This is a genomic window from Pectobacterium parmentieri, assembly GCF_001742145.1.
In the GTDB taxonomy this organism is placed as follows: Bacteria; Pseudomonadota; Gammaproteobacteria; order Enterobacterales; family Enterobacteriaceae; genus Pectobacterium; species Pectobacterium parmentieri.
In genome coordinates this window covers 2,418,518-2,438,179 of the sequence record NZ_CP015749.1, presented here as the reverse complement: position 1 = coordinate 2,438,179, position 19,662 = coordinate 2,418,518, and the positions used below count along the sequence as shown (strand labels likewise).

The 19,662-nt window shown below is 54.9% G+C and carries 15 protein-coding genes; 8 read left to right on the top strand and 7 right to left on the bottom strand.

The features are described 5' to 3' along the window. Window position 1: 1 nt before the first annotated feature. The 4 genes from nirB (at window position 2) to A8F97_RS11050 (ending at window position 8,867) form a co-directional block, all read left to right on the top strand. Window positions 2-4,189 (top strand): nitrite reductase large subunit NirB, encoded by a 4,188-nt coding sequence (gene nirB / locus A8F97_RS11065; RefSeq protein ID WP_082218645.1) that lies wholly within the window; start codon window positions 2-4, stop codon window positions 4,187-4,189. Further along, a complete protein-coding gene (locus A8F97_RS11060; RefSeq protein ID WP_033071156.1) occupies window positions 4,186-6,894 on the top strand; it encodes a nitrate reductase in 2,709 nt (902 codons plus the stop codon). Before nirB ends, A8F97_RS11060 begins: the two co-directional genes overlap by 4 nt. Window positions 6,895-6,919: 25 nt before the next feature. After that, complete coding sequence (gene cobA / locus A8F97_RS11055) at window positions 6,920-7,753, top strand: uroporphyrinogen-III C-methyltransferase (protein ID WP_033071157.1); 834 nt, start codon at window positions 6,920-6,922, stop codon at window positions 7,751-7,753. A gap of 157 nt (window positions 7,754-7,910) precedes the next feature. Continuing rightward, window positions 7,911-8,867, top strand: a complete 957-nt coding sequence (locus A8F97_RS11050; RefSeq protein WP_033071158.1) for an Rpn family recombination-promoting nuclease/putative transposase — start codon at window positions 7,911-7,913, stop codon at window positions 8,865-8,867. A 90-nt stretch (window positions 8,868-8,957) separates the two neighbouring features. On the opposite strand, the gene A8F97_RS11045 is transcribed toward A8F97_RS11050, so the two are convergent. From A8F97_RS11045 to A8F97_RS11035, 3 genes are all read right to left on the bottom strand, one after another. After that, window positions 8,958-9,419: a YehS family protein gene (locus A8F97_RS11045; RefSeq protein WP_014699193.1), complete on the bottom strand. Its 462-nt coding sequence runs from the start codon at window positions 9,417-9,419 to the stop codon at window positions 8,958-8,960. An 84-nt stretch (window positions 9,420-9,503) separates the two neighbouring features. Further along, window positions 9,504-10,025, bottom strand: coding sequence for a 1,2-dihydroxy-3-keto-5-methylthiopentene dioxygenase (locus A8F97_RS11040; RefSeq protein WP_014699194.1), 522 nt, complete (start codon window positions 10,023-10,025; stop codon window positions 9,504-9,506). A gap of 79 nt (window positions 10,026-10,104) precedes the next feature. Next, window positions 10,105-10,410, bottom strand: a complete 306-nt coding sequence (locus A8F97_RS11035; protein ID WP_033071159.1) for an ArsR/SmtB family transcription factor — start codon at window positions 10,408-10,410, stop codon at window positions 10,105-10,107. A gap of 87 nt (window positions 10,411-10,497) precedes the next feature. On the opposite strand from A8F97_RS11035, the gene A8F97_RS11030 reads away from it, so the two are divergent. From A8F97_RS11030 to A8F97_RS11020, 3 genes are all read left to right on the top strand, one after another. After that, on the top strand, window positions 10,498-11,586 hold the full coding sequence (locus A8F97_RS11030) for an NADH:flavin oxidoreductase/NADH oxidase (protein WP_015730024.1): 1,089 nt from the start codon (window positions 10,498-10,500) through the stop codon (window positions 11,584-11,586). 669 nt (window positions 11,587-12,255) lie between these two features. Then, the gene (locus A8F97_RS11025; RefSeq protein ID WP_033071160.1) at window positions 12,256-12,732 is read left to right on the top strand and encodes a nuclear transport factor 2 family protein; all 477 of its coding nucleotides are present in this window, start codon (window positions 12,256-12,258) and stop codon (window positions 12,730-12,732) included. A gap of 167 nt (window positions 12,733-12,899) precedes the next feature. Then, window positions 12,900-13,472, top strand: a complete 573-nt coding sequence (locus A8F97_RS11020; protein ID WP_227001622.1) for a hypothetical protein — start codon at window positions 12,900-12,902, stop codon at window positions 13,470-13,472. A gap of 67 nt (window positions 13,473-13,539) precedes the next feature. Here A8F97_RS11020 and A8F97_RS11015 read toward each other — a convergent pair whose 3' ends face one another. From A8F97_RS11015 to A8F97_RS11000, 4 genes are all read right to left on the bottom strand, one after another. Beyond that, the gene (locus A8F97_RS11015; RefSeq protein ID WP_014699200.1) at window positions 13,540-14,721 is read right to left on the bottom strand and encodes a mandelate racemase/muconate lactonizing enzyme family protein; all 1,182 of its coding nucleotides are present in this window, start codon (window positions 14,719-14,721) and stop codon (window positions 13,540-13,542) included. A gap of 107 nt (window positions 14,722-14,828) precedes the next feature. Next, window positions 14,829-16,328, bottom strand: coding sequence for a SulP family inorganic anion transporter (locus tag A8F97_RS11010; RefSeq protein WP_033071161.1), 1,500 nt, complete (start codon window positions 16,326-16,328; stop codon window positions 14,829-14,831). A gap of 210 nt (window positions 16,329-16,538) precedes the next feature. Further along, window positions 16,539-17,324, bottom strand: coding sequence for an SDR family NAD(P)-dependent oxidoreductase (locus A8F97_RS11005; protein WP_014699202.1), 786 nt, complete (start codon window positions 17,322-17,324; stop codon window positions 16,539-16,541). Window positions 17,325-17,401: 77 nt separating this feature from the next. Next, window positions 17,402-18,889, bottom strand: a complete 1,488-nt coding sequence (locus A8F97_RS11000; protein WP_033071162.1) for an efflux transporter outer membrane subunit — start codon at window positions 18,887-18,889, stop codon at window positions 17,402-17,404. Between the two features lie 87 nt (window positions 18,890-18,976). Between A8F97_RS11000 and A8F97_RS10995 the strand changes: the two genes are divergently transcribed. Continuing rightward, entirely contained in the window at window positions 18,977-19,591 is a 615-nt protein-coding gene (locus A8F97_RS10995) for a TetR/AcrR family transcriptional regulator (protein ID WP_014699204.1), read from the top strand. The last annotated feature ends 71 nt before the right edge of the window (window positions 19,592-19,662 follow it).

Here is a 19,662-nt window from a genome sequence, read left to right as displayed (position 1 = left end):
GATGAAACCGCATCTGATAGTGATTGGTAACGGGATGGCGAGCGCGCGATTTGTCGATGTGCTGCGGCAACTGGCCGCGACGCGCTACCGAATCACCGTGATTGGTGATGAACCGCGCGCCAGCTATAACCGCATCCTGCTGTCGCCGGTGTTGAGCGGCGAAAAAGCGTTTACGGATACGCTGCTGACGCCGGCGGCTATCGACGATGATGCGGCGCTGCCGGTGAGTTATCTGTTGGGTGAACGGGTCACCCATATCGATCGCCAGGCGCGTGAGGTGACAACGACGCAACGGCAGATGCATTACGATCATTTGGTGCTGGCGACCGGTTCTACGCCGTTTATGCCACCGATGCCGGGTATCGATCTGGCTGGCGTGTGCGGTTTCCGCTCGCTGGATGATGTTGAACTGATGCTGGCGACGATTCGCCAGTCCGTTCCTGCGGTAGTGATTGGTGGTGGTCTGCTCGGTATTGAGGCGGCTGCGGCGCTAAGACTGCGTGGTGCTGACGTTACGTTACTGCATCGCATTCCCATTTTAATGGAGCGCCAACTGGATGCCACGGCGAGCGACTTGCTGTGCGACAACTTGCGCGCACGCGGTATTGCCTGTGAGACGGATGTGCAGGTTGCTGCGCTGCACGGTGATGCACACGGCGTAACGGCGGTCGCGCTGGCGGATGGCCGCACGATCCCCGCCGGACTGGTGGTGGTGACCGCTGGCGTGACCCCTGCCAGCCAGTTGGCTCGTGAGTGTGGCTTGCCCTGCAATCGTGGTGTGCTGGTGGACGGACAACTGCAAACTGCCGATCCCTATATCAGTGCGATCGGTGAATGCTGTGAGCTCAATGGCGAAATCGTCGGGCTGGTTGCCCCGTGCTTCGCCCATGCCACGCTGGTGGCTGAGCGCCTTGCTGGACATACACCGCAAGACTATCAGCGTGAACAGGCGACGACGCGGCTGAAAGTCACAGGAATTGGTGTAGTCAGCGGCGGTGATATTAACGTTGCACCGAATGATGAGGTGTACACCACTTTTGATCCGCAGACGCAGCACTATCGTCGTCTGCTCCTGCGCGACGGTCGGCTGTGCGGTGTCCTGCTGTATGGCGACACTGACGACAGCTCACGTTTGCTAGCTGCGATGGAGAGCACCACTGAAGGCGAGATGATACCGCCTGCCTCGCTGCTTTTCGGTCTTTCTTCCCCTGATTCTGACTCACAGCCTCAAGCTGTAAGGATCCCTGTCATGAGCAAACCTATTTTGGTGGTCGTAGGCCACGGTATGGTCGGCCACTATTTTCTTGAACAACTGGTTGAACGTGACCTGCACCAGCATTACCACATCGTCGTCTTTGGCGAAGAACGCCATGAAGCCTACGATCGCGTTCATCTCTCCGAGTATTTTTCTGGGCGCAGCGCCGCCTCGCTGTCGCTGGTAAAGGACGGTTTTTTTGCCGAGAGCGGCATTGAGCTGCGCAGCGCCAGCGAGATCGTGGCTATCGATCGTGAACGTCAGTGCGTATGCGATGCGTTGGGCCGAGAAACCGCCTACGACAAACTGGTGTTGGCAACGGGTTCTTACGCGTTTGTTCCACCGATCCCCGGCAATACGCGCCCCGGTTGTCTGGTTTATCGCACGCTGGACGATCTGGACGCGATTGCGGCGCAGGCGAAAAAGGCTACATCCGGCGTGGTGATTGGTGGCGGTTTACTGGGGCTGGAAGCCGCCAACGCCCTGCGCCAGTTGGGGCTGGACACCCATGTGGTGGAGTTTGCACCACGCCTGATGGCGGTGCAGTTGGATGACGGCGGTGCCTCGATGCTGCGGCGCAAGATCGAGGCGCTGGGCGTACAGATTCACATCAGCAAAGAAACGCGTGAAATTACCGACGGCGAACAGGCGCTGCATCGTCTCTGCTTTGCCGACGGCAGCGTGTTGGAAACCGATCTGGTGCTGTTTTCCGCGGGCATTCGCCCACGCGATAAGCTGGCGGATAGCTGCGATTTAGAGAAAGGCCCACGCGGTGGCATTGTGATTGACGATCGTTGCCAAACTTCCGACGACGCGATTTTCGCTATCGGCGAATGCGCGCTGTGGAAAGGTCAGATTTTCGGGCTGGTAGCACCGGGCTACCAAATGGCTCGTAGCGTGGCGGATACGCTGGCTCAGCGTGATACGCCATTCACTGGCGCAGATATGAGTACCAAATTGAAGCTGCTGGGCGTGGAAGTCGCGTCGATTGGCGATGCGCACGGGCGCACCGCGGGGAGCCAAAGCTACCAGTGGACGGATGGCCCGAACGAAGTCTACAAGAAAATCGTGGTGTCTGCCGACGGTAAGCATTTACTGGGGGCGGTACTGATTGGCGACAGCAGTGATTACAGTACGCTGTTGCAAATGATGCTTAACGATATGCCGTTGCCTGCACAGCCGGAAGGACTGATTTTACCTGCACGTTCTGGTGATGCACCGAAAGGGCTGGGCGTGGCGGCTTTACCCGCCAGCGCACAGATCTGTTCCTGCCACAACGTCAGCAAAAGCGATATCTCCACTGCGGTAGCGGGCGGCTGCGGCGAGCTGGGTGCGCTGAAAACCTGCACCAAAGCGGGGACCGGTTGCGGCGGCTGTGTACCGCTGCTTAAACAGGTGATGGAGTACGAACTGACACAACTGGGTGTCGAAGTGAAGAAGGACATTTGCGAGCACTTTGCCTATTCGCGTCAGGAACTGTATCACCTGATCCGCGTGCATGAGATCCGCTCGTTCGACAGCCTGCTTGAACGTTACGGTCATGGTTTAGGCTGTGAAGTGTGTAAACCACTGGTAGGGTCGATGCTGGCCTCCTGCTGGAATGACTATCTGCTGCAACCGCAGCATCTGCCGTTGCAGGATACCAACGATCGTTTCTTTGCCAACATCCAAAAAGATGGCACCTATTCGGTGGTGCCGCGCGTGCCGGCAGGGGAAATCACCCCGGCAGGGCTGATCGCCATCGGTCAAGTGGCGCAGCGCTATAACCTGTACACCAAGATCACTGGCGGCCAGCGGGTGGATTTATTTGGTGCACGATTGGAACAGCTTCCGGCGATCTGGCGTGAACTGATCGATGCTGGGTTTGAAACCGGCCATGCCTACGGTAAATCGCTGCGTACCGTGAAATCTTGCGTGGGATCGACCTGGTGTCGCTACGGCGTGCAGGACTCCACCGGGCTGGCAATCCAATTGGAGCACCGTTACAAGGGGCTGCGCTCGCCGCATAAAGTCAAAATGGCGGTATCTGGCTGTACCCGCGAATGTGCGGAGGCACAAAGCAAAGATATCGGCGTGATTGCTACCGATAAAGGCTGGAACCTCTACGTCTGCGGCAACGGTGGGATGAAACCGCGCCATGCGGACCTCTTTGCCAGCGATCTGGATACCGAAACCCTGCTGCGTACTATCGATCGGGTGTTGATGTTCTATATCCGCACCGGCGATCGCCTCCAGCGTACCAGCACCTGGATGGATAATCTGGAAGGCGGTATCGACTATCTGCGTCAGGTGATTCTGGAAGACAGTCTGAATATCGGCGAAGAGTTAGATAAAGAGATGCAGCGCGTAGTAGAGGCCTACCAGTGCGAATGGCAAACCACGCTGGAAAGCCCGGAGCGTCTGGCGTTGTTCCGTGGCTTCCTGAACAGTGACAGCCCGGATGAAGCGGTGGTGATGGTACCGGAACGCGGGCAGATCCGTCCGGCGCACGATGAGGAGAAAGTGATATCGCCAGCCCCCGTTGTCCTGAAACCTGCCGTGCACGAAGCGGAATGGGTACAGGTCGCGACGCTGGGTGATATTCCGCGTCATGCCGGCATGGCGGCTCGCCTTGGGCAGCAGCAGATCGCACTGTTCCATTTGCCGGACAGCGAGCAGCAGGTGTACGCGTTGGAAAACCATGAGCCGGGTAGCGGGGCGAATGTGTTGTCGCGTGGGTTGATCGGTGACGTGGCGGGCGAACCGGTGGTGATTTCTCCGCTGTACAAAAAACGCTTCAAGCTACGAGATGGCGTAAGCACGGATGACAGTGCGTTGTATGTTCGCGCCTGGCCGGTGCGCGTGGAAAACGACGAGATCTGGGTATGCCGTCAACCCTTGGCCGTGCCTGACAGTGTCGCTCTGGCAGACAATGATATGGCGAAAGCATCATGAATGCGCGCGTCTGTCGGACAACCTGCCCGTATTGTGGCGTCGGCTGTGGTGTGCTGGCAGAACTCGATGGGCAAGGTGCGGTAAAGATCAGTGGTGATCCGGTACATCCGGCCAATTTTGGGCGTTTGTGCGTCAAAGGTTCCGCGCTGGGAGAGACGCTGGATTTGAAAGGCAGATTGCTGTGGCCGCTGGTGGAAGGTCGTCGCGTTAGCTGGGAGCAGGCGCTCGATACGGTAGCCGAACGACTGCTGGCGACCATGCAGCAGCACGGCCCGCAGTCGGTGGCGTTTTACGGTTCAGGTCAGTTGTTGACGGAGGATTATTACGTTGCCAACAAGCTGATGAAGGGCTTTATTGGCGTCGCTAATATGGACACCAACTCACGCCTGTGTATGGCGTCGGCGGTGATTGGCTACAAGCGCGGATTGGGGGCGGATGCCGTTCCCTGTAACTATGAAGATATCGAACAGGCAGATGTCGTGGTGTTGGTGGGCTCGAATACCGCCTGGGCGCATCCGGTGGTGTATCAGCGGTTGGTACAGGCGAAACGGCAGCGGCCGCAGATGCAGGTGGTGGTGATCGATCCGCGACGCACCGCAACCTGCGATATCGCCGATTTGCATTTACCGCTCCAGCCTGGCAGCGATGCCGGGCTGTTTAACGGCCTGCTGCATTGGATTGCACAGGACTCGCGTATCGATCTCGTCGCATTGGCTGAGCGCTTTTCTGGCGTGGAGGAAGCACTACAGTCAGCGCAGGCATGGTCGGTGGCGCAGGTGGCGAATTTCTGTCAATTGGATGAAGCCGATATCGCGTGTTTCTACCACTTGTTCAGCACCAGCGAGAAGGTGGTCACGCTCTACTCGCAGGGTGTTAATCAGTCGTCTTCCGGCAGCGATAAATGTAATGCGATTATCAATGCTCATCTGCTGAGCGGGAAAATTGGTTTACCCGGCAGTGGTCCCTTTTCGATAACCGGACAGCCAAATGCCATGGGCGGTCGGGAAGTCGGCGGACTGGCTAATCAGCTTGCCAGTCATATGGGATTTACGCCGCAGGATATCGAGCGCGTGGGGCGCTTTTGGCAGAGCGATAACGTAGCGACACAGCCCGGCTTGAATGCGGTGGACCTGTTCCGCGCGGTTGAACGTGGCGACATTAAAGCCGTGTGGATTATGGGCACCAATCCGGTGGTATCGATGCCGGATGCCGATCGCGTGAAACAGGCGCTGGAGCGCTGCCCGCTGGTGATCGTCTCCGAGGTAATGCGCCATACCGATACCGCAGAAACCGCCGATATCTTGCTCCCTGCGTTAGGCTGGGGGGAAAAAGACGGTACGGTGACCAATTCCGAACGCCGGTTGTCTCGTCAACGTGCCTTTCTGCCTGCGCCGGGGGAGGCCAAAGCCGACTGGTGGATGTTAAGTCAGGTTGCACAGCGCATGGGATTTGCCGACGCGTTCGCTTATCAGCATCCCGCAGAGATTTTCCGCGAACATGCGGCGCTGTCGGGATTTGAGAATAACGGTAGTCGTGCATTTGATATCAGCGGGCTGGCAACGCTCAGCAATCAGCGGTGGCAGCAGTTGGAACCGATACAGTGGCCGGTGAATACGGCATTTCCGCACGGGCGTGTGCGACTGGGTGACGATGGTCGATTCTGGCATGTGGATGGCAAGGCATGTCTGGTGGCGGTAGCACCTGTGCTACCGCAAAGTCCGTGGAACGCGGCGTATCCGCTGGTGCTGAACACCGGACGCATTCGCGATCAGTGGCACACCATGACGCGTACCGGTAAAGCCACCCGTCTGATGCGTCATATCAGCGAACCTTACTGCGAGCTGCACCCACAGGATGCACAGACTCATGCTATTCAGGCCGGTGATTTGGTACGTTTGTCATCGGTTCATGGCTGGATGTTGGCGCGGGCACGCCTCGACTCCGGGCAGGCGCGCGGTAGCGTGTTCGTGCCGATGCACTGGAATCAACAGTTCAGCGCTCAGGCGCGGGCCGACAGTTTAGTTGCCCCGATTACCGATCCTTATTCCGGCCAGCCGGAAAGCAAGCACAGTCGGGTGCGTATCCAACCCTGGCATACCGCCTGGCAGGCCACGCTATTTTTTGCCGACGAACCGGCTTCAGCGTCGTTAACACCACCCGCAGAGCATGATGTTTTGCCGCCGCCTGCGACGTATTGGAGCAAAGTGCCTCATGAGGGCGTGACGCAGTATCTGTTTGCCGACTACGCACCGGTAAACGACTGGCAGGCATGGCTGACTGAGCATTATGGATTGGAAGATATGCAATGTCAGATTGCGCAGGGCAACGGCGTATTTCATCTGATTGGTTGGCGCGAGGGTCACGTGGTTCTTGCCTGCTACGTCAGTACACAGGTGCTGTGTATCGACAGCGATGCGGTGCGTCAGGCGTTTATCACGCCACCGAAACTACCGCACGAGCGTCAGGCGCTGCTAGCCGGTCAGGCACCGCAAGGGCAAGTGAAGCAAGGTGCAACGATTTGCAGTTGCTATAGCGTTGGCGAAGCGATCATTGTTGGCGCGATTCGTAAAGGGTGCCACAGCGTGGCGGAATTAGGCGGCACGCTGAAATGCGGCACTAACTGTGGTTCCTGTATCCCCGAACTGAAGGCGTTATTGAGTCTGCATGTACCGATAACGGCCAATGAATTGAAAAAAGCAGGTTGAGCGCCACGGCGTAATGAGGTGTGACATGATGACAACACAATCAATATTGGCGCAGGGGCAGCGGTGTCAGCCCGTACTCGGTGGTGAAATCTGGCTGGTGGGTGCTGGGCCGGGTGATGCGGAACTGCTGACGCTGAAGGCGCTGCGGGCAATCCAGCAGGCGGATGTGGTGGTTTACGATCGACTGGTGTCGGCAGAGATTATGGATCTGGTACCAGAACAGGCGCTGTGCATCGACGTGGGTAAAACGCGGGGCTGTCATCGACTGTCACAGGAAAAAATCAATCAACTGTTAGTCGAGTTGGCACAAGCTGGACAGCGGGTGATCCGTCTCAAGGGCGGCGATCCGTTCATCTTTGGGCGCGGCGGTGAAGAGATGAACTATGCCCAGCAGGCGGGAATTGTCTGCCATGTGGTGCCGGGTATTACCGCCGCGACAGGCTGTGCAGCGGCAGTGGGACTACCGCTAACGCACCGTGCCTGCGCACAGTCGGTGCGTTTCGTCACCGGTCATTCGCGCGACGGCGAACCACAACTGGATTGGCCGACGTTGGCAGACAGCCAGCAAACGTTGGTGTTTTATATGGGGTTGAGCCATAGCAGTCGGCTGTGCCAGCGCTTGATTGAACACGGGCTGTCAGCACAGACACCAGTTGCGATTATTGAACGCGGTACCCAGCCCGATCAGCGGTTGTTGACCGCTACGCTAGCGACTCTACCAGCATTACTGGCGCGCTATCAGCCACAGTCGCCCAGTCTGCTGGTGGTTGGTGATGTCGTCCGCTTCTGTCGCCATCCAGCGCTGGGTGTTGACGCGATTCCCGCACGGCTGACGATGGAAAAAGATGAAGCCGCCTGACGGAAACGGCCTCCTGTTTACAGTCAGCGCCTCGAAATAAACAGGCTTTTCTTCGAGGCGCTTTCCACTTTCTACGCTCTTTTCTGCTTTATTATCGTGTTCCCGTTACCCTCTCGACTGAATTTTTAGCCAACGTCTGACAGGGAAGGGGGGCGAGATGCCATCGCATGATGCGATCTTCAAACAGTTTTTCAGCGATATCGCGGTCGCACGGGATTTTCTGACTATCCATCTACCGGATAGCATCCGTGAGCGATGTGATTTCAACACGCTGCAACTAGAGTCTGCGTCGTTTATCGATGAAAAACTGCGTGCGCGGATATCGGACGTGTTGTACTCACTGCACACCTCGGTGGGTAAAGGATACATTTACTGTGTGATCGAACACCAAAGTCGCCCAGAAAAGCAGATGGCTTTCCGGCTGCTGCGCTATTGCCTGGCTGCCATGCAGCAGCATCTGGATCAGGGACACGATCGCTTACCGTTGGTGGTGCCGCTACTGTTTTACCACGGCAGATCGCGGCCTTACCCTTATAGTCTACGGTGGTTGGACAGTTTTGCCGATCCTGTACTGGCACAAACGCTGTATGAACAGCCCTTTCCGCTGGTCGATTTAACCGTCATGCCGGACGATGAGATTCGCACGCATCGACGTATGGCGTTACTGGAACTGGTACAGAAGCACATTCGTACCCGTGATATGCTGGAGTTGGCGCGTGAGATTGGGTTACTATTTGAACGCTGGGCGGTGCCGCTGACGCAGCGTCGGGCGCTGTTATTTTATATTGCACAAGTGGGAAACACATCCAAACCCGCAGATTTCATTGACGCACTGGCAGCACCGCTATCAATCGGTCAGGAGGACATTATGACGATTGCAGAACAATTGAAAAAAATGGGATTCGATGAAGGAATCCAGCGCGGTATTCAGCAAGGGTTAGCACAAGGATTGGAGCAGGGTATTGAACAAGGGATGAAAAACAGTGCCAGACAGATTGCCCGTCATTTATTGTTAACAGGAATGGATAAGAACAGCGTGCAGCAGGCAACTCAGCTTGAGACAGAAGAGTTGGAGCAACTGGTCACAGCGATCCAGCATGACACACAGCATTGATGTGTGGCGCTAAAAATTGAGCGTTGTGACTGCCTTTTACGGGAAAGGTCAGAAAGGCAACGCCCACCTTTTTTCGTTAACGCAGCGCTTTTAGCCTTTGACCCGTGCAGTCAGCCCTTTCAAAAAGTAGCGGATCACCTGATCGCCGCAGGTGCGGTAGTTTTTGTGGTCAGGGGCGCGCATCATCGCGGTGACTTCCGGCACTGAAATACGAAAATTTTGTGCCATGAGGATCGCCTGAATATCATCCGTTTTTAGTGAAAAGGCGACGCGCAGCTTTTTCAGGATAATGTTATTCGTCATCTTGCGTTCAAACTGTGGTGCAGGTTGGTTCTCATCTTGACCGCGCTTTTGCAGAATCAACCCATTCAGGAAATAACTCATCACGATGTCCGGGCAAGGCTGGTAGCCTTCCTCCCCCTCTTTTCTGACGTAGCTCGCCAACTGCTGGGGAGGGACGGTCATCTCCACCAGCGCCAGGATCTTCAGCAGGTGGTCATTATTGAAATTCAGCATATAGCGCACGCTGCGCAGGACATCGTTGTTCATCATTACTGATAGGGTCTCGCCGTTCGTCTTGGAACAAAACGCACAGTATAAAGGGAACGGCGGAGAAATGCAGAAACGATCGTGGAATTAGTGAAACGTCTCCCGTCCGGTAAAGTGCCCAACCCAGCCTTCTGGATTGGTAAAAATGCGGATCGCGACAAAATCAGGAAATTCACCACAGTCAAACCAGTGCGGCGTGTTGGCAGGGACGCGTAAGAGATCGCCTGCTTCACAGGTCAGTTGGAAAACCTGCTCGCCAATCGGCACGAAAAACGCGCCGCTACCATGCACAAAAAAGCGCACTTCATCTTCGCTATGGGTATGTTCCTGAAGAAACTTTTCCCGTAGCGCCTTTCTCTCTGCGTGGTCTGGCGTCAGGCTAATCACGTCGGCTGAGGTGTAGCCTTCTTGCTGCTTAAGACGTTCAATATCGGCATGATACTGCGTCAAAATGGTTTCGCTGCTGGCACCGAACGGAGGCGCTTCGGTCTGCCAGTGTTCTAGCTGAATTCCAGCGCTAGCAAGCAGTGCGGCGATGTCATTAAACGCGGTGAGTTGCTGAACGGGCTGTGTGATGTGTGGACGGTGGTAAATCGCGAGTGTTGTCATGTCTGCTTTTCCCTTAGGTATAAAAGAACCTTAACCATTCATTTTATAGGGATAAAAAGCAAGATGCTTTTTTTATAACTTATTCCGCCGCTTGAGACAGAATGGCGTCGAGCAGACCAGGGAAGCGCTGTTGCATTTCGCTGCGGCGCAGTCGGTTGATGTGCGTAGTGCCGCTGTTGCTGGTATGCAGCAGACCCGAATCGCGCAATACGCGAAAATGGTGCGACACGCTAGATTTTGGGCGGCCGCCATCGAGTTCGCTACACGTCGCTTCCTCTTGAACGGATAAACAGCGCACGATGGCCAGGCGCAGCGGATCGCTCAAGGCATACAGGACGCGCTCAAGAGTAAATTCTTCAGGGGATGGATGCTTAAAAGGTCTCATAGTTGAATTATAGCGATAGGGTTGTCTAAAATCCATTGTTCGATTAATATCGAAATATCGAAGTAACCAAACAAGGTAGAAAATGTTATGTCCGCACTGTTTCAACCCTTCAAACTGAAAGACATTACGCTACGTAACCGCATCGCCGTTCCACCAATGTGTACCTATTCCGCGAATGATGGCCTGATCAATGAATGGCATCAGGTGCATTATGCATCGCTGGCACGCGGTGGAGCGGGGTTGGTTATCGTGGAAGCGACGGCTGTGGCGCCAGAAGGCCGTATTTCTCCGCGCTGTACCGGAATTTGGAATGATGAGCAGGCGCAGGCGTTTGCCAAGGTCGCCAAATCTATTAAGGATGCGGGCTCCGTGCCGGGTATCCAGATTGCGCACGCTGGACGTAAAGCCAGCGCTAACGTTCCCTGGGAAGGCGATGACCATATTCCCGCAGGCGATTCGCGCGGTTGGCAGACGATTGCCCCTTCTGCCGCGCCGTTCGGTGCGAATTTACCCAAGCAGCCGCAGGAAATGACGCTGGAAGATATCGCTCGCGTTCGTGATGACTTTGTCGCTGCCGCTCGCCGTGCGTTGGAGGCTGGGTTTGAATGGCTGGAGTTGCACTTTGCGCACGGCTATCTGGCACAGAGTTTCTTCTCCGTTCACTCTAACAAACGCAACGATCAGTACGGTGGCAGTTTTGACAACCGTAGCCGTTTCCTGCTGGAAACGCTGGCTGCCGTTCGCGATGTATGGCCACAGCACCTGCCGCTGACCGCCCGTTTCGGCGTGATTGAATTTGACGGTCGCGATGAAGAAACGCTGCAAGAATCTATCGAACTGACGCGTCGTTTCAAAGCTGCAGGGTTGGATATGCTGAGCGTCAGCATCGGTTTCTCCACGCCGGAAGCGACTATTCCGTGGGCACCTGCTTTTATGGGACCGATTGCTCAGCAGGTGCGTGAACAGGCCGATCTTCCTGTGTCCTCCGCTTGGGGCTTTGGGACGCCGGAACTGGCTGAGCAAGCGGTGGCATCAGGCCAGTTGGATCTGGTGATGGTAGGGAAAGCGCATTTGGCGAATCCGCACTGGAGCTATCTGGCTGCACGCGAACTGGGCATCGATCGTGCCTCGTGGACGCTGCCAACGCCTTACGCTCACTGGCTGGAACGTTATTAATCACCGCGCAATATCTCTGTGACAGGTAGCGTCAATACAAGGGCTCATCGGGTGTCGTGCGTGATAAACAGAACCATTTTTCTGTAGTATGGATGTCACGCCCGACTGAGGGGGCCCAATCGCTGACCCCCTCAGCACTCTTTTTCTGACGGGAATACGTTTTTTGACGGGAATTCCCCCACTAACGTGACACACCTTCGGTGCCTAACGTCTTTTCGAGCCGTCAATGATGCGTTCCCTCTGTGTGTCAGCTCAGCTCTGAGCTGACTCTTTTCACTGTTCAGAATCATTCCTCATCCCACAGACCGTTTTGTGCCAAAAATGGACGCTTCCAGCTCAGGTTCTATTCGCAAATGGGATCCGTCCGTTATCGTACGCGGACTGCATTTTTTCATTTTTTGAAAATTCTTTTTGAGATACCTATTGACTGAGTAGAACGATCGTTCTACTTTTATCGCATAAACACGAAGCCAGCCATTACCAGAGAAAGAACCTTAACTACCGTTGAGCAACTTATCTATCACCCCGTCACAGGTGATAGGCGATGGCAGCGCCGCCGACACCGCAAGGGACATTGCGAACCTTTTGCTGGAACGGGTCTCTCCTTAAGGCCTGAGTATTAAAAAGACGGTTTCTACTGATATATCCAAATTTACAGGAGGCTTTACCATGTCTGATACACACATTCGCCCGCCACTTCCTCCTTTCACTCGCGAATCGGCGATTGAGAAAGTACGGCTCGCTGAAGATGGTTGGAACAGCCGCGATGCCGAAAAAGTATCGCTGGCGTACTCGCTGGATACTCAATGGCGTAACCGTGCTGAGTTCGCAAATAATCGTGAAGAAGCCAAAGGGTTCCTTGCTCGTAAGTGGAAAAAAGAACTTGAGTATCGTCTCATTAAAGAATTATGGGCGTTTGACGGCAACCGCATCGCGGTCCGATATGCTTATGAATGGCATGATGATTCCGGTAACTGGTTTCGCTCTTACGGAAACGAGAACTGGGAATTTGAAGCTGATGGCCTGATGTACCGTCGCTACGCGTGTATCAACGACATGCCTATCAAGGAAGGTGAACGTAAGTTCTACTGGCCACTGGGGCGTCGTCCTGATGATCATCCAGGTCTGTCAGAACTGGGTCTGTAAATTAGTCGGTTATCTCGCAAGAAGCCCACGACGACTGTCTTAGCCGGTGTTTTCTCAACCAGAACGTCACGTTCAGCAGTTCTGAACAGCAGTGGAGGGAAGCCCATTGAGCAGTTGCCTCCACAGGACGCGCGCCAGGTGCAGAAGCGTATCCGACCTACCGCTGGATCCATACCGCTCTGGAATCCTTCGAACGCGTACAGCACGAACTGGCACTAGCGCCGCACAGCATCGACGTTATTCGCGTTAAAGGTCGCCAGAGGCTGGCCGCTGACTTTATGGATACCCGGCCGCAAAATGCGACGGATATGCAGTTCAGCCTGCAATTTGCACTGGCCTGTCTTGCCTACCGTATTCCACGCCATCGCTGGAGTGCGGGCGATACCTTAACCAATCCGGCACTTTTGGCGCTGGCCGATAAGGTTCACGTTGAGGTGTCTCCCGAGCTTGACCAGCTTATGGCGCAGGCGCGCCGTCCGGTGTTGCAGGTTGAAGTCATCACTCGGGGGGAAATTGTGGTGGGTGAGCGCATTGCTTTTCCGCTGGGGTGTGCGGAGCATCCGTTAGAGGAAAGCGGCATCATGGCGAAATTGTCGGAAAATCTATCATCACGCTTTGCCCCTGCTGATATTACGCAGGTAACAGCGGCGTTATATCAGATTGAGCAATGTCGCGCTGTTATAGGACAGGGCATCGACACAGCCAGCATAGAATGCGGCTACGCCCTCATGGGTAATTGACGAACGGCATGCTGATTTGGCAGGTCGTGGCGCTATCAGTGACGGATCACGACCTGTCTACGCGCTCTTACTGATCGACGACGGAACCGTCGATGTGCAGTCGGGTTTTCAGGCCGCGACGGCGGTAGGGGAAGCGGTTTTCCAGATCGTCCGCCAGCTCAATGCCGATGCCGGACTGTGTCGGTATCTCCATAAATCCATCTACGCATTTGAACGTGTTCTTCACGACGTCTTTTTTCCGCACGCCGTTCTCTACACCCGTCGCACCAAATTTTTCTGACAGTGCAGGTTGATCATCCCCCGGATACTCCAGCAGCGCAAAGTTCGGGATGCTGACGGCAATCTGTAAACAGGCAGCGGTTGAGACGGGGCTAAGCGGGTTATGCGGTACCACCATCAAATCATTGGCCTCTGCCAATGCTGCTACTTTTTTCGCGCCGGTAATCCCGCCGCACATGCAGACATCAGGACGCACATAGGCGACCGCATTACGGCGAATCAGCATCGCGAACTCCTGCGGATTATTCAGGCGTTCACCCGTGGCAATAGGAATATTGATTTTGTCGGCCACTTCCGCCATGGAATCGAAGTTATCCGCGCCGATAGGGTCTTCAATAAAATAGGGATAAAACGGCTCAATGCCGCGTGCGAACACCACAGCATCGGCGGGCTTTAGGCGACGGTGGACTTCGATACAGAGGTCGACATCGTTACCGACCGCTTCCCGGTAGAGGCCGATGCGCTCGATGGCTTCGCCGATCTCTTTGGCGTGGGTGGTGAAATAGGGCGTATCACGCGATTCATCCAGAAAAGGTGTCAGATGACCAATTGCGGTAAAACCGTCAGCTTTGGCTTTTTTCAGATTGGCGATGGTTTCTTCGGTGGTGCGTCCTCCCGCATGCGCATAAACACGCGCCTTGTCACGGCAGCGCCCGCCCAGCAGGTTATAAACCGGCGTATCGTAATACTTGCCCGCGATGTCCCACAGGGCGATATCGATGGCGCTGATAGCGCCCATGATGGCGGCACCGCGAAAATGCCAGCAGCGGTACATATACTGCCAGTGGTGCTCAATGCGTAGCGGATCTTGCCCGATCAGGTAAGTGCGCAATGCCTCCACTGCACCTTTGGACGCATCGAGAAAGCCCCATGCACCGGATTCGCCAATGCCCGTCAGCCCCTCATCGGTGGTGACTTCAACAAACATATAGCGATTCGCTAAAATTACGCGCACATCGGTAATTTTCATCAACGCTTTCCTTAAGTTAGCTGGCTTAGCATTGAATCTACTCACAGAGATGAGCGGGTTGTCAACGATGATGTCACAATGGTTGCCACCTTCTAACGCCGAGTGACTCAGAGATGCCCTGACAGGCGCTGGTGGATTTTGCTACTGTGGTTATCCAGCCCGACGATCGCGACTTTCGCCTCGTAACGGTGATAGCGGGTTTCGATCGCGTCGAGCGCCGCCACGCTGGAGGCATCCCAGATTTGGGCGTGCGTCAGGTCGATAGTGACGTTCTGTGGGTCCTGCGCATACAGGAAGTGCTCGAAGAGATCGTTGCTGCTGCCGAAGAATAGCGGCCCGCGTACCGTGTAGTGCACCGACTGCCCGTCTTCGCTCACGCGACGTTCCGCATGAATGACGTGCGCCACGCGGCGTGCAAACAGCAGGATGGCAAAGATAACGCCACCCGCCACGCCGATAGCCAGATTCCCCGTTGAGACGGTGGCGATAACCGTTACCACGACCACCAGCGTTTCCGATAGCGGCATCCGTTTTAGCGTGGTGGGGTGCAGGCTATGCCAGTTCATCGTTTTCAGCGCGACAATCATCATAATTCCTGCCAGCACGACCATCGGAATCTTAGCCATGATTTCGCTCAGACCTGTTACCAGTAGCAACAGCACCAGTGCGGCGGCGAGAGTAGAGATACGTGTTCGCGCTTTCCCTAACTCCACATTGACCACGGTTTGCCCGATCATCGCACACCCGGCAATGCCGCCGTAGAATCCGGCAAAGATATTTGAAACTCCCAGCCCCCAGCATTCGCGGCGCTTGCTGGACGGGGTATCCGTGATGTCGTCGACCAGTTTTGCGGTTAGCAGCGATTCCATCAGCCCGACGAAGGCAATGCTGAGCGCGGTCGGCCAGATGATGCGTAGCGTTTCAAAATTGAATGGCACCAGCCATTGAGTGAAACTTGGCAATCCGGGCTGCATAGGGCCAGCATCGCCGACGTTAGGCACCGTGATGCCAGTAAACATGGCAATCGCTGTCACGGCCACAATCGCCACCAGCGGTGCAGGAATACTTTTCACCACATAAGGTAGCAGCAAGACAATCGCTACCGTTAACGCAAACAGTAACCAGACCAGCGAAGATTGCCCGTAAACATGCGGCACCTGTGCGGCGAAAATCAGGATGCCTAGCGCATTCACGAAACCGATCATCACCGAGCGGGGGATGTAGCGCATCATTCTCGCCAACCCAGCCAGCCCAAACAGAATCTGGATAAGTCCCGCCATAATCACCGCGGGCAGAATATAGGCCACGCCGTGCGCGTGCACCATCGGGCCAATAACCAGCGCCACTGCACCTGCCGCCGCGGTAACCATCGCCGGTCTGCCACCGAGAAAGGACATGGTGAAACACAACACGATAGAGGCGATCAGGCTGACTTTGGGGTCTACGCCCGCGATGATAGAAAATGAAATCACCTCTGGAATAAGCGCTAGCGCGGTGATAGTGCCTGCCAAAATTTCTCGCATCAGCAGCGAGGGCGAGCGTAAGGCCGCAAGCGTTGACGTGGTTGATTGAACCAACGTCGGCGTTGCATTGGAGGATGGAATCATAGGTGCAGGCTCTTACTTTTTCTTATTTATAGGTCAATGACGAAAGGCGGGAGAGGATAAATTATCGGCAATATAAAAGATACTGTCCTGTGCTGGCGGACAAAGAGACATTTTCTGGAGGATGAAGGAGCGGATAGCGCTTTCGCCATACCCGCCACCGTTGTGTGATTTCACTCTTCTGAGATTGAACACAAACGCATGGGCTGCGTTTTATACACCCATCACGCGGGCCATGATGGCCTGATGTAACCAGCGTGGAGTGGCCCAGGTCAGCAATGTAATTGCCTTATTTCCCATCCCCGGAACAACGCTCATTCGTCCGGCCTGAAGCGCTCGGATGCCAGCCTGTACAACAGGTTTAGGCTGCATCATTACCCCTTTTAATAGAGGGGTTACTTTCTGTTTGGCGACGGTAGCAAAGCCGGTGTCAGACATGCCCGGGCAAAGCGCGGTGACGGTGATGCCGTCGCTTTTAAGCTCACGATGCAGAGCATCGGAGAATCGGAGCACATATGCTTTCGCTGCTGAGTAAACGGCAAAATTCTTTACGCCCTGATAGGACAACAGGCTGGCGACCATCAAAATATGTCCTTTACGTCTGAGGCGCATATCTTCTGCAAAGATCCGGGTCATTGCTGTCAAACTTGCGATATCCAGATTGATCATGTCCAGCGCGTCATCCAGCGGTTGATCCAAAAAGCTGCCCTGCAAACCATGGCCAGCATTATTAATTAATATATCAACCACAATATTTTGTTCCTGTAGTCGACTGTGCAGATCGCTGATTGCGGTAATCACAGAAAGATCGGCTTGTTCAACCATGACATCGATGTGAAAACGCTCGCGTAGTTCCTTTGCGAGTATTTCAAGCTTATTGAGCCGACGTGCCACCAGGATGAGCGATCTTCCTTGGGCGGCATATTGCCTCGCGAACTCTTCGCCAAATCCGCCTGAAGCTCCTGTGATGAGCACCCATGCATTGTTTTTTACTGTCATGTTAATAATTCCGGTTGTTTATTGTGAATGGTGCAGGTGACTGTTGGTGGCATGTTTGCGCTCAGGTCGCAGATGTTTTAGGGCATCCTCTTGGTGGCTTCTGGAGGCTGCCAGCCGCCGCCGAGAGCTTTGAATGCGGCGACAGTTGCGCGTGCAGATTCCGTCTGGGCCTGCGCTCTGGCGTCGGAAATCTGCAACAGGGTTTCATCGTTGTGCAGGACGTCAATCAGACTGGCTGTCCCTTTCTGGTAAGCGATGAAAGATGACTGGCGTGCGCTAGCCAACGCAGTTTCGCCTGCGGTTAATGTTGTTGTCTGCGTCTCGCGATTGAGCAGTGCCGAGAACGCGTTCTCAACGTCTTCGGTCGCGCTTAATACTGACAGGCGGTAAGCTGCCAATGCTTCGGCTTCTTGCCCCTTAGCCTGATCGATCTGAGCGTTAATACGGCCGAAATCGAATAGCCGCCAGCGTAACCCCAATACACCCGCCGATTGGCTAGCGCCGTTGGAGAACAGATTGCCGCTCGATACTGACGTTGTACTACCGAGTAATGCGCTGAGTGAGAATTTAGGATAATACTCGCTGATGGCGACCCCGATACGTGCGTTGGATGCCGCGAGATGGCGTTCGGCTACGATAATGTCAGGTCTGCGACGTAGCAGATCGGCAGGTGTACCCGTTGGTATGAACTGTGGGGGCTGTGGAATGGCACCCGGAGAAGCCAACTGAGTGCGATGGGTTCCGGGAGGCGTGCCGAGCATGACGTCCAGCGCGTTCATCGCGCTATCTATCCCGGTCTGAAGAACCGGCACGGTTGCCTGAACCTGTGAAAGCGTGCCCTCGGCCTGACGGACTTGATACTCTGCGGCGAGCCCTTTGCTGTGGAGTAGCTGTACTTTGTCCCGCAGTTCTTGCTGGGTATTGACCTGTCTATTGGCGATCTCCAGGCGAGCTTGTAATCCGCGCAGAGTAATATAGATATCGGCAGTCTGCGCGGCGACGGCTAGACGAGTGGCCGTGACGCCAGCCTCTGAAGCCTGATAGTCAGCCAGTGCCGCCTGACGATCGCGCCTCAGACCACCGAATATATCAAGCTCCCAGCTTGCGTTAAGGTCGGTTTCATAGGCATTCCCGTAGCGATTATAGCCAGGAGTCGAGTTGAGTAGCCGACCTTGTGGCGTTTCAACAGACTGATAGGCGCGGGCACCTTGTCCGCTGATGCTGCCCGATGGCAGCAGAGCCGCAGTTGCCGCACCAAGCCCGGCGCGTGACTGGATCACCCGCGCAGACGCCTGGGCTAAATCAAGATTCTGTGCGAGTGCGCTTGAAACTAGCTCACTCAGTAAGGGATCATTGAAGCCCTCCCACCAGACCGCAATGTTGGTCGACTGGATTGCGTTTCCTTGTTTTTCGATGGATTGTTGCGCAGCAGATTGTTTTGCGACAGATTGCGCCTGATAACGATCCGACAGCGGAGCGTCCGGGCGATGATAATCCGGTCCAACCGCACAACCCGCCATTAAGCTAGCGGCTACAACCAAGGCAAGGGGATGGAGGGATGACATAGTAATTCCTTGAGCCAAAAATGATGTGACCATATTACGTATTGGTCACTCGTTGTCAATCAAGACCCGATGAGCTAAGCTGGAAACATGACTACACATATGAATACACATTCCCCACGCGGCCCGTCGGACCATAGCGTCCGCGATCAGATTGTTGACGCTGCCACTGAGCACTTCGGACATTTTGGATATGAAAAGACAGCCGTGTCCGATCTGGCCAAAGCGATTGGTTTTTCTAAGGCATATATCTACAAATTTTTTGATTCCAAACAGGCTATCGGCGAGGTGATCTGCGCTAACCGGCTGGCGATGATTATGGATATTGTCAATTCAGCGATCGTGGATGCGCCAACCGCTTCAGAAAAGCTGAGACGCCTGTTCAGAGCCTTGACAGAAGCGTGTAGCGACTTATTTTTTCATGACCGCAAGATTTATGATATTGCCGCGGTATCCTCTCGCGACCGGTGGCCTTCAGCCGCGGCATATGAAGAAAAGCTACGCCAGCTTATTCAGCAAATTCTTCTTGAGGGACGACAATCTGGGGAGTTTGAACGCAAGACGCCGTTAGATGAGACGGCGAATGCGATCTATCTGGTTATGCTCCCTTATATCAGCCCTGTTCAATTGCAATACAACCTGGATACGGCAGCATCAGCGGCGGTATTACTGTCGTCGTTGATATTACGTAGTCTGGCACCTTAAAGATGTGACCATTGACAATATTGGTCACTGGTTGGAGAATGCGGTTTCTGTCCTGTTAATGTAATAAGGGA

Bases quoted from the DNA above. Each gene is read 5' to 3' on its own strand.
- A8F97_RS11015 (WP_014699200.1), bottom strand. From the start codon at position 14,721: ATGAAAATTACCGATGTGCGCGTAATTTTAGCGAATCGCTATATGTTT.
- A8F97_RS10995 (WP_014699204.1), top strand. From the start codon at position 18,977: ATGACTACACATATGAATACACATTCCCCACGCGGCCCGTCGGACCAT.
- A8F97_RS11050 (WP_033071158.1), top strand. From the start codon at position 7,911: ATGCCATCGCATGATGCGATCTTCAAACAGTTTTTCAGCGATATCGCG.
- A8F97_RS11045 (WP_014699193.1), bottom strand. From the start codon at position 9,419: ATGATGAACAACGATGTCCTGCGCAGCGTGCGCTATATGCTGAATTTC.
- nirB (WP_082218645.1), top strand. From the start codon at position 2: ATGAAACCGCATCTGATAGTGATTGGTAACGGGATGGCGAGCGCGCGA.
- A8F97_RS11035 (WP_033071159.1), bottom strand. From the start codon at position 10,410: ATGAGACCTTTTAAGCATCCATCCCCTGAAGAATTTACTCTTGAGCGC.
- A8F97_RS11025 (WP_033071160.1), top strand. From the start codon at position 12,256: ATGTCTGATACACACATTCGCCCGCCACTTCCTCCTTTCACTCGCGAA.
- A8F97_RS11010 (WP_033071161.1), bottom strand. From the start codon at position 16,328: ATGATTCCATCCTCCAATGCAACGCCGACGTTGGTTCAATCAACCACG.
- A8F97_RS11040 (WP_014699194.1), bottom strand. From the start codon at position 10,025: ATGACAACACTCGCGATTTACCACCGTCCACACATCACACAGCCCGTT.
- cobA (WP_033071157.1), top strand. From the start codon at position 6,920: ATGATGACAACACAATCAATATTGGCGCAGGGGCAGCGGTGTCAGCCC.
- A8F97_RS11060 (WP_033071156.1), top strand. From the start codon at position 4,186: ATGAATGCGCGCGTCTGTCGGACAACCTGCCCGTATTGTGGCGTCGGC.
- A8F97_RS11000 (WP_033071162.1), bottom strand. From the start codon at position 18,889: ATGTCATCCCTCCATCCCCTTGCCTTGGTTGTAGCCGCTAGCTTAATG.
- A8F97_RS11030 (WP_015730024.1), top strand. From the start codon at position 10,498: ATGTCCGCACTGTTTCAACCCTTCAAACTGAAAGACATTACGCTACGT.
- A8F97_RS11005 (WP_014699202.1), bottom strand. From the start codon at position 17,324: ATGACAGTAAAAAACAATGCATGGGTGCTCATCACAGGAGCTTCAGGC.